This is a genomic window from Actinocrinis sp. (assembly GCF_035946395.1).
GTDB lineage: Bacteria > Actinomycetota > Actinomycetes > Streptomycetales > Catenulisporaceae > Actinocrinis.
This window is the reverse complement of sequence record NZ_DASYZI010000462.1, coordinates 1-4,024: the sequence shown is the minus strand read 5'-3', so window position 1 is coordinate 4,024 and position 4,024 is coordinate 1. Positions and strand designations below refer to the sequence as shown.

General features: G+C 67.7%; 5 protein-coding genes. 2 read left to right on the top strand and 3 right to left on the bottom strand.

Annotated features, from left to right (window positions below; all coding sequences use genetic code 11):
* Window positions 1-199, bottom strand: a 199-nt coding sequence (locus VGS97_RS29260; RefSeq protein WP_326856928.1) for a cellulose binding domain-containing protein, incomplete at its 3' end; no start/stop codon positions are given.
* Window positions 200-440: 241 nt separating this feature from the next.
* Between VGS97_RS29260 and VGS97_RS29255 the strand changes: the two genes are divergently transcribed.
* Window positions 441-746: a type II toxin-antitoxin system prevent-host-death family antitoxin gene (locus VGS97_RS29255; protein ID WP_326856927.1), complete on the top strand. Its 306-nt coding sequence runs from the start codon at window positions 441-443 to the stop codon at window positions 744-746.
* 3 nt (window positions 747-749) lie between these two features.
* Window positions 750-1,154, top strand: coding sequence for a type II toxin-antitoxin system VapC family toxin (locus VGS97_RS29250; protein WP_326856926.1), 405 nt, complete (start codon window positions 750-752; stop codon window positions 1,152-1,154).
* Window positions 1,155-1,286: 132 nt separating this feature from the next.
* On the opposite strand, the gene VGS97_RS29245 is transcribed toward VGS97_RS29250, so the two are convergent.
* Both VGS97_RS29245 and VGS97_RS29240 read right to left on the bottom strand, forming a co-directional pair.
* Window positions 1,287-2,489, bottom strand: coding sequence for a pectinesterase family protein (locus VGS97_RS29245; protein WP_326856925.1), 1,203 nt, complete (start codon window positions 2,487-2,489; stop codon window positions 1,287-1,289).
* Window positions 2,486-3,928: a glycoside hydrolase family 28 protein gene (locus VGS97_RS29240; protein WP_326856924.1), complete on the bottom strand. Its 1,443-nt coding sequence runs from the start codon at window positions 3,926-3,928 to the stop codon at window positions 2,486-2,488. The genes VGS97_RS29245 and VGS97_RS29240 overlap by 4 nt, the downstream gene beginning before the upstream one ends.
* Window positions 3,929-4,024: the final 96 nt, after the last annotated feature.

Sequence of the window (4,024 nt, the reverse complement as noted above, 5' to 3'; positions counted from 1 at the left end):
AGGAAGTGATCGGGCTGCCCAGGTTCGTGATCACAATGTTGGTGCTGAAGCCAGTGCCCCAGTCGCTGGCAATCGTGTAACTGACCGAACAACCGGCGGCAGCCGAAGCCTGGGTCGGCAGGGCGACCGCGGCCACGCCCGCGGCCAGCAGCGCCGCGGCGGCGCCGATGGCGGAAAGGGCTCTTCGCTGGATCTGCATAGTACGTAACTCCTCGCTCTGATTCAGGAGGCGGAATCTGCGCGGGAGACTTGTTCACTTAACCGATTAAGTCAAGGCCGGGGGCGCCCTGACCGCCGCTCGCCAGCCATTTACTGCGAAAGTTTCGATACCGGCGCCCGGACCTGTGAGAACGGCCGGCAACCGATTTCACTACAACGCCATCAGGGGTGCCTTCTGCCACGTCGGCTTTTGTGTCACATGCTTGTGATACATTGTTGGCATGTCGATACTCGATGAGCCCTCGGTGGGGTTGCGCGAGTTGCGCCACCACACCAGCGACGTGATCGCCAGGGTGCGCAGGGGCGAGACGATCGAGGTCACCGAGCACGGCACCCCCGTCGCCCGCTTGGTCCCGATCGAACGTCCCGAGCGCTCGGCGATCCTTGCCCGCCTGGAGGCGGAAGGACGTCTGCGCCGCGCCAAGAACCCCGGCTACCTGCCCGAACGCCTACATCCGGTGACAGGCGACGAGCCGAGCCCGCTCACCCGCGCGCTGCTCGACGAGCGTGAGACCGAGCGCTGGTAGCCGATGGCCCTGTACTACCTGGACACCAGCGCCGCATTCAAGCTCCTGGCTGCCGAGGAACATGCACAGGCGTTCCTCTCCTTCTACCGCGAGCATCGCAATGACGAGTGGGTCAGCTCAGACTTGCTGCGCATCGAACTGACGCGCGCTGTGGCTCGCGGCTGGCGCGCACTGATCCCCGACGCCCAGCACTTGCTCGACGCCTTCGAGTACATCCAGATCGACGAGGACGTGGTGCGCACCGCCATGGTCGAACCCGATCCTCTGTTACGTTCCCTCGACGCGATCCACCTGGCGACTGCCCGCCTCCTCGGCCCGGAACTGACCGCCCTGCTTACGTACGACGACCGCCTTGCCAAAGCCGCTGATGGTGCCGGGATTTCCATCCACACCCCGCGTGACGCATAGCCAGCCGAGGAGCCGATGACGTCCGCACAGGAGCCGTACCGGTCGGTGTGCTGACGCGGGTTGGTAGTGCCTCGGCAGCCGCCAGGCGGGGTCGGCTGCCGAGGCACTGGTTCCGGGTGATTCAGGGATGCGTCAGGGGTGCGGGTGCCAGTCGCCGAAGTAGTCCTGGATTGTGAAGGAAGCGGCTTGGCCGTCGGTCAGCTGGGGAACGTCCGCCGCCACGTCGTCGGCCGCCGGGCCGTTGTTGTCGTATTCGGAGTAGCGCGCCTGTGCCCACGGGAAGAAGGGCTTTGACCAGTCCTCGTAGTGGGCCGCCGAGATTGACGCGCCGAGGTAGGTGCCGCGGATGGTCATCTGGGCCACCGGGTTGCTCGTTCCGGTGTGCCGCCACGGACGGCTGAGGAAGTCGGCTCCGGCGGCGAGCGTGCCGTCCGCGTTGTCGATCCGGCTGTCGGTGATCAGATATCCATGGGTGAACTCGGTGGGAGTGTCCGGGGCGGTGACCGAGCCACCGGGGTGGCCGCCGACGATGTCGATGTCGTCGTGGTCGAAGACGGCCGTCGCCGATCCGCAGATGAAGTCGATCGATCCGCTGATCGTGTCGTCCGCGTAGTACTGCCGCGACGGTGGCGCGACGGCCGTCACGGCGGGGCTGGTCGCCGGCGGCTGCGCGACGCCGTCTTCGGTGAAGCACTCCTGCGGCTGGAAGTTGTCCGCATATGAGGAGGCGAACAAAGTGTCCTGGACGGCCGTGAAGTCGTCGTGCGTGAAGACGGCCTGATCGGCCACGGCCTTCACCGCGACGGCCTGCGGGCCGCGCGCTGCGGCGGCCGGGTCGGCGGCGCGGTCGAAGGTGTTGGCGACGGTGATCCCGTCGGCCTCGAACCCGTTCCCTGCCACGGTGAGCGTCGCCGAGCAGTCGGTGCCGTACAGGTTGCCGTTCGCGGCGTACGTGCCGTGCGCGATGTCGTCCGCGATTGTCACGTCGGCCGGATCGCCGGTCGCGCCGATGATCGACACGTCGGTCTTGTCCGCCGGGATGTAGACCTGGCCGACGTACGTGCCCGGCGAGACGATGATCTTCGTCTGCCGATGCACTGCGGGCCGGATCGAGTTCACTGCGGCCTGGATCGAGTTGAAGGCGGGCAGGCCGGGCGGCAGGCCGGTTCCAGGCGGCGCGACGAGGAGCACGGCGCTGAGGTTGCCGTTGCCGGTCCCTGAGTTGTCGCCGGTGTTGGTGTTGGCGGCGGTTGCGGGTCCGGCGATCAGGAGGAGAGCCGCGCATGACGCCGATGCGACTGATGCGGCCGCTGTGAGGGTCTGTGGCCGACTCATGGCGTCGTGACCGGCGAACCGTTGATGGTCACGTCGACGAGTTCGAAGTCGTCGACGTACTGCGACGAGTTCGTCTTCGTCATCGCGGCGATCGTGACGTCGTCGAGCAGCACCGAGCCGACGTGGTCGGTGGAATAGCCCGCGACGGTCCAGCCCGCGAAGGCGGTGTTCACCGACCAGTGCTTGAGCGTGATGTCCGTGACCAGCGGTGGGTAGGCGCCGGTGTTGCCTTCGCCGTAGTTGTAATCGATCAGCAGCACCGGACCGCCGATCTGCGGGGCGGTCACCCGGTAGACGTTGGTGTTCCGGATGAAGCCCCCGCGCACCGAGTTTGTCTTGAGCCGGTGGCCGGACTGGAGGATCGGGCTGTTCATCGTCAGGTCGCGGGCGTAGACGTTCTGCACGCCGCCGCTCATCTCGCTGCCGACGGTCACGCCGCCGTGGCCGGCCGCGAAGGAGCAGTTCTGGATGACGATGTTCTGGCTGGGCACGTTGACACGCCGGCCGTCGGTGTTGCGGCCGGACTTGATCGCGATGCAGTCGTCGCCCACGTTGAACGTGACTCCGTCGATCAGCACGCCGTCGCAGCACTCGGGGTCGCAGCCGTCGGTGTTCGGGCCGGTCGAGTGGACCGTGACGCCGTCGATGATCACCTCGGTGCACAGCGTCGGGTGCAGGTGCCAGAACGGCGAGTTCTTGAACGTGACGCCCTGGATCATCACCCGCCGGCAGCCGTAGGGTTCGACGAAGGCCGGCGGCAGGTGGAATCCGGCCCCGTAGACGCGCTGCGGGACCGGGACGCCCGCGTCGGCCTGCGCGGACAGCAGGTTGAAGTCGGGCGTCTCAAGGTTCTTCCACGCCCACCAGTTGGCCGCGGAGGCCTGGCCGTCGAGCACGCCGCCGCCGGTGATCGAGATGTCCGTCTGGCTGTAGGCGTAGATCAGCGGCGAGTAGTTGTAGCACTCGATGCCCTGCCAGCGGGTGAACACGACCGGCAGGTACGCGTTCGGGTCGGTGGAGAACAGCAGGGTCGCGCCGGTTTCCACGTTCAGGTCGATCCGTGACCTGAGATGGATCGGCCCGGTCGCGTAGGTGGCGGTGCCGGTCGGCCCGGCGGGGACGATCACGTGCCCGCCGCCGGCTGCGGACGCGGCGGCGATCGCCGCCGCGATGGCGGCGGTGTTGTCCGTCGTGCCGTCGGCCACGGCGCCGTAGTCGGTGACGGGGAAGTCGCCGTCGGGAACGCGGGGCCGGTGGATCCGGTGGACGATCGCGTCGGCCGCGAAGTCCAGGGCTTTGTCGGCGTCGGGGCCGGGCTGCGACGGGTCGGGCGTGCCCAGGGCGCGTGCGGCGACGGCGGTGAGCGGCACCGTGGCGAAGGCCGAGGCGACTGCGGTCAGCCGCAGGAAGGCGCGTCTGTCGAAGGAGTTGGGTGTCATTGTTCGATCCTTGATGAGGGTGTGAGGGGGCGCATGCTCCTGGGAGTGCTGAGTTGCGGGGGCGGATCTGGGCGCGGCGCGTGGCGTGTGCGTTCG